Annotated in this window: 7 protein-coding genes; 3 read left to right on the top strand and 4 right to left on the bottom strand. The window is 42.2% G+C overall.

All coding sequences use genetic code 11. The annotated features are described in order from the left end of the window. The first annotated feature begins 135 nt into the window (after positions 1 to 135). Positions 136 to 1,086, top strand: a complete 951-nt coding sequence (locus JUI58_RS17800) for a class I SAM-dependent methyltransferase (RefSeq protein ID WP_204105148.1) — start codon at positions 136 to 138, stop codon at positions 1,084 to 1,086. On the opposite strand, the gene JUI58_RS17805 is transcribed toward JUI58_RS17800, so the two are convergent. Beyond that, positions 1,080 to 1,283 (bottom strand): hypothetical protein, encoded by a 204-nt coding sequence (locus JUI58_RS17805; protein ID WP_204105149.1) that lies wholly within the window; start codon positions 1,281 to 1,283, stop codon positions 1,080 to 1,082. The genes JUI58_RS17800 and JUI58_RS17805 overlap by 7 nt on opposite strands. Positions 1,284 to 1,392: 109 nt before the next feature. Here JUI58_RS17805 and JUI58_RS27085 point away from each other — a divergent pair, with 109 nt between their 5' ends. After that, positions 1,393 to 1,524 carry a hypothetical protein gene (locus JUI58_RS27085; RefSeq protein ID WP_275414372.1) on the top strand — a complete coding sequence of 44 codons (132 nt, stop codon included), beginning with the start codon at positions 1,393 to 1,395 and terminating at the stop codon, positions 1,522 to 1,524. 41 nt (positions 1,525 to 1,565) lie between these two features. Here the strand turns inward: JUI58_RS27085 and JUI58_RS17810 are convergent, their stop codons facing one another. From JUI58_RS17810 to JUI58_RS17820, 3 genes are read right to left on the bottom strand one after another with little or no spacing between them, the layout of a single operon-like run. Continuing rightward, positions 1,566 to 1,769 (bottom strand): hypothetical protein, encoded by a 204-nt coding sequence (locus JUI58_RS17810; RefSeq protein WP_204105150.1) that lies wholly within the window; start codon positions 1,767 to 1,769, stop codon positions 1,566 to 1,568. Continuing rightward, the gene (locus tag JUI58_RS17815) at positions 1,762 to 1,944 is read right to left on the bottom strand and encodes a hypothetical protein (RefSeq protein ID WP_204105151.1); all 183 of its coding nucleotides are present in this window, start codon (positions 1,942 to 1,944) and stop codon (positions 1,762 to 1,764) included. The genes JUI58_RS17810 and JUI58_RS17815 overlap by 8 nt, the downstream gene beginning before the upstream one ends. Next, the gene (locus tag JUI58_RS17820) at positions 1,916 to 2,668 is read right to left on the bottom strand and encodes a hypothetical protein (protein WP_204105152.1); all 753 of its coding nucleotides are present in this window, start codon (positions 2,666 to 2,668) and stop codon (positions 1,916 to 1,918) included. The genes JUI58_RS17815 and JUI58_RS17820 overlap by 29 nt, the downstream gene beginning before the upstream one ends. Before the next feature lie 86 nt (positions 2,669 to 2,754). On the opposite strand from JUI58_RS17820, the gene JUI58_RS17825 reads away from it, so the two are divergent. Then, positions 2,755 to 4,206, top strand: a complete 1,452-nt coding sequence (locus tag JUI58_RS17825) for an FAD-dependent oxidoreductase (RefSeq protein ID WP_204105153.1) — start codon at positions 2,755 to 2,757, stop codon at positions 4,204 to 4,206. Positions 4,207 to 4,322: the final 116 nt, after the last annotated feature.

The following is a 4,322-nucleotide window of genomic DNA, read 5'->3' on the forward strand; positions in this document are numbered from 1 at the left end:
GAATGCTGACCAAGAAGAGCGGGAGATTCTTGAACTCGCATTCAAGATTTCCTGCTTCACAGATTTTTGACTAGGCAAAGCCCCCGTCAGATCATCTATGAGACAATCAGAGATATATCTCTTCTCAACTGACCAATGACCAACAAACTCAAACCCGATTGGGCGGGTGAAGATATTCTCTCTCGATTTGTTAATCTCTTGATCCAGACTAAACCCCTCTATAACATTATGAAAGGCCAAGCCCGGCAAGTTCTCATCAAAACTGCCGAAAAAAATGGTATTCCTTGGCGCGAAACTTATCAGAAACTCGATCGCACTCCAGTAAAAAGTCTTCTCTCTAAAATTACAAATCAAAGCATCACTTATCCTGAATATTATCAAGTTCCCTTTCATGCTTACAGTGAGGGAAATCTCTGTTGGGCTGCTGCCTTTGAAGCTGAATCTGCAACAAAAGCAATGGGTTTGCGGGTGTGGAAAGGAGAAAACTTAACTTGGCAAGAAGCCGAAAATCGGATGCGAGGGAACTTTCACAAAATTCTCGGTGAATATAGTCCTCCTATTGTTAGTGATATTCTCGATGTCGGTTGTTCTGTGGGAATATCTACTCTAACTTTACATCGTTACTATAGTCAGAGACAACAAGAACCCCTGCGTACAGTTGGCTTAGATTTATCTCCTTATATGCTCTCTGTAGCCAAGATCTGCGATAAAAAAGGCGAGATCGATCGCTGGATTCATGCTAATGCAGAAAATACCGGATTGAGCGATCGCAGTTTTGATATTATTAGCCTACAATTTGTCATTCACGAGTTACCCCGTTACGCCAGTAAAGCAATTTTTAAAGAAATGTTGCGAATTTTGCGACCGGGTGGCATTTTGAGCATTATCGATAATAACCCCAAATCTCCTGTGATTCAAAGTTTACCCCCAGCTTTATTTGTCTTGATGAAAAGCACCGAACCTTGGAGCGATGATTTCTATACTTTTGATGTGGAAGCTGCTTTAAAAGAAGCTGGTTTCGAGCATCGTATTACAACTCCTAGCGATCCGCGCCATCGCACGATTATTGCTATCAAGCCTTATTGAGAGCTTACCAAAACTTTGCCTCGTTTGACGGCATAAAGAAGGCGATCGACAACTCTTCTTTCTTCTTCGTTTAAATCTTCTTTAAAGGTTGCAGCCATTAAGCCGTAGCGATCGCTTAAGGTCAAAATACCAGTATCGGCAACAGAAACAAGTATTTCAAAAATAGCACCAGGAAGAAGTTCAATTTTGTTAAACATGATTTATTTTTGGCTTTCCTTATCAACAATTACATTATCTCCCTTTTTTCTCGATCGCAGGGTGATACCACTCTTGGAAAACATGAGAATATGATCGGGTTTTAAGGTGATGGAAAATACAGAAATAATGCGATCGCCAGAGAGGTTAAAAGCGATCGAGATCGCGCGATCGCCTCATAAAAAAATCCCCCGACATCTTGCCATGTCAGGGGAAAAAAGAGTGAGAGGAAGTCAAACTTGAAAAACTTGTGTTTAGGCTGTAGCGATTTGAATGCGTCGTGTTTAGGCTGTAGCGATTTGAATGCGTCCACGTTTGATGGACTGTAAGAGGCGATTTACAACTCGTCTTTCTTCTTCTTCAAGGTTTTCATTTAAAGTTGCAGCCATTAAGCCGTAGCGATCGGAAAGAGTTAAAATGCCTGTTTCGGTAGCAGTAGCGAAAATTTCAGAGATAGCACCGGGGAGGAGAGCGAGTTGGTTAAACATGATTCTTTGCCTTGACTTCCTTATCTACATTTATATCATCCCTCTTTTTTCCTGGATGCGCGGTGATAGTCCTCGTAACGATCGTAGGAATGCGATCGGGTTTGGAGATGACGGAAAATACGGAGAGGGTGCGATCGCGATCGCCTTTATTCTTTTTGAGAAGCGCGATCGCCATTGCGCGGAACAGCTAAAATCCAAGCGAGAGCAACCCCTTTAATCATGCCACCCATTGCCCCACTCGCTCCAGCTAATACAAACCAACCTGTCATTTCCCACGGGTTAGCGCTACCAAACAAGAATCTCATCGAATATAAAGCAAACCAACTGACACTCCCCATCCACCCGAAACCACTGGCCAGAATCCACCAATAGGCTCTTTTTCCAGCAGATTTAAGGACAAGCCATTGCAGAAAACCGAGGAACCCTCCCCCAAAAAAAGCACCGATAAAGAAATGCAGTCCAGAAGAAGGATTAAGCCGAAACAAAGATAAACTCCAGAAGGCTGCAAATAATCCCAAGATTACCCCGATCGCCGTTACAGGAATCCACCAAACTGCATGGCGAATTCGCCGACGCAATATCGCCCATTGACTCACACCCAAGGGCAAAAAAGTCATCACGATCATTGCAAAAAATATGAATCTGGCGATCGGTGACTGAGAATCTAGAAATGGAATGAGAAACGCTAATCCCCAAATCCCCCAACCTAAAGGAATTGATAGACTCGTAGCGAGAATCCATTGGATCCAAAGCGGAGTTGGCTCTAATTTATGTCTCATACCTATTTTTCCTGTTTTACTTGCTGTTCCTGTCATAACAGGTTTTCTAATGAGATAAGGCGATCGCGTTAATTGTTGCGATTTTGTCACAACGGCACGGGAAATGTACGATATCGTCATAATTAGGAGACAGTTCTGGGGGTTTGTAGGGGTTTGGTCTCCAAACCCCTGATGGCAAATTTACAATCGCAAAGGAAGGTAAAAAAATGGCAGTAAATTACGATATCGTTATCATAGGAGGCGGTTCTGGGGGTTTAGTGGTTGCTAGTGTCGCCGCTCAACTCAACGCTAAAGTGGCTTTGGTAGAAAAAGATAAACTGGGGGGAGACTGTCTCTGGTATGGTTGCGTTCCTAGTAAATCCTTAATTCATGCTGCCCGAGTCGCTCATGAAATCAAACAGAGTTCTCGTTTTGGCATTTATACCAATGCCCCGAAAATCAACTTTGAGGAAGCGACGGGATATGTGCAAAGTGTGATTAAGGCGATCGAACCCCACGACTCCCCAGAAAGATTTCGCGGGTTGGGAGTTGAGGTCATTTTTGGGTCGGGAAAGTTTATCGATCGGGAAACTTTTGAAGTTAACGGACAACAATTAAAAGCGCGATCGTTTGTCGTTTCGACGGGATCTCGCCCCGCAATTCCTCCTGTTGAAGGCTTAAAAGAAGCGGGTTATTTAACCAACGAACAAGTTTTTTCCCTACAAGAATGCCCAGATTCTTTAATTGTTATTGGTGCGGGTCCCATTGGCTGCGAATTGGGACAATCTTTCCATCGTTTGGGAGCAAAAGTAACAATTATTTCCAGTCACGATAAAATTATGCCCAAGGAAGACCCAGAAGCAGCAGCAGTTGTAGAAGAACAATTAGAGTCGGAAGGTATTCGCATTATTAAGAATTCTCGAGCCAAGAAAGTCGAAATGATTAACGGCAAAAAATGTTTGTGGGCGGGTCCAAAAGAAGGAGAAGGAGAGAAAATTATTGCCGATGAAATTTTAGTTTCTGCGGGACGCATTCCTAATGTAGATACTTTGGATTTAGAAGCAGCAGGGGTTCAATATGATCAAAAAGGGATAAAAGTCGGCGCAGATTTACGGACGACAAATCCACGTATTTTTGCTTGTGGCGATATTATTGGGGGCTATCAATTCACTCACGTTGCCGGTTATGAAGCAGTAGTTGCTGTTACTAATGCTCTGTTTTCTCCCATTACAAGACTATTCTCTACGAAAGCAAATTATCGTGTTATTCCTTGGGCAACATTTACCGAACCAGAACTAGCACGAGTGGGTTTAACAGAGAAACAGGCGCGCGATCGATATGGGGATGATGTTTATGTGTTAAAACAGCCTTTTGCTGGGGTAGATCGCGCTCAAGCAGAGAATGCAACTAAAGGTTTTGGTAAGATTATTACTCGCGCCAACGGGGAGATTTTAGGGGCGCATCTGGTGGGTCCTTCCGCAGGAGAATTAATTCATGAAGTTGTTCTGGCTATGGCCAATAAATTACCGGTGAAAGCACTGACAGGAATTCATATTTATCCAACTCTTTCAGAAGTGAACAGTAAAGCGGGATTGCTTTTGAATAAGCAAAAATTTGCTCAAAATGAAGGATTACAAAACAATTTAAGGAAATTCTTTAATTTCCTGCGATCGCTTTAAGACTAATGCCATTAGAAGGTTTTCAGTTAAATTTTCAGTTAAATTTTCAGTTAAATTTTCAGTTAAATTTTCAGTTAAATTTTCAGTTAAATTTTCAGTTAAATTTTCAGTTAAAT

This window comes from Spirulina sp. CCY15215 (assembly GCF_016888125.1).
In the GTDB taxonomy this organism is placed as follows: domain Bacteria; phylum Cyanobacteriota; class Cyanobacteriia; order Cyanobacteriales; family Spirulinaceae; genus CCY15215.

Excerpts from the sequence above, each read along its gene's own strand:
- JUI58_RS17820 (WP_204105152.1), bottom strand. The coding sequence starts at position 2,668 with ATGACGATATCGTACATTTCCCGTGCCGTTGTGACAAAATCGCAACAA.
- JUI58_RS17800 (WP_204105148.1), top strand. The coding sequence starts at position 136 with ATGACCAACAAACTCAAACCCGATTGGGCGGGTGAAGATATTCTCTCT.
- JUI58_RS17815 (WP_204105151.1), bottom strand. The coding sequence starts at position 1,944 with ATGGCGATCGCGCTTCTCAAAAAGAATAAAGGCGATCGCGATCGCACC.
- JUI58_RS17825 (WP_204105153.1), top strand. The coding sequence starts at position 2,755 with ATGGCAGTAAATTACGATATCGTTATCATAGGAGGCGGTTCTGGGGGT.
- JUI58_RS17805 (WP_204105149.1), bottom strand. The coding sequence starts at position 1,283 with ATGTTTAACAAAATTGAACTTCTTCCTGGTGCTATTTTTGAAATACTT.
- JUI58_RS27085 (WP_275414372.1), top strand. The coding sequence starts at position 1,393 with ATGGAAAATACAGAAATAATGCGATCGCCAGAGAGGTTAAAAGCGATC.
- JUI58_RS17810 (WP_204105150.1), bottom strand. The coding sequence starts at position 1,769 with ATGTTTAACCAACTCGCTCTCCTCCCCGGTGCTATCTCTGAAATTTTC.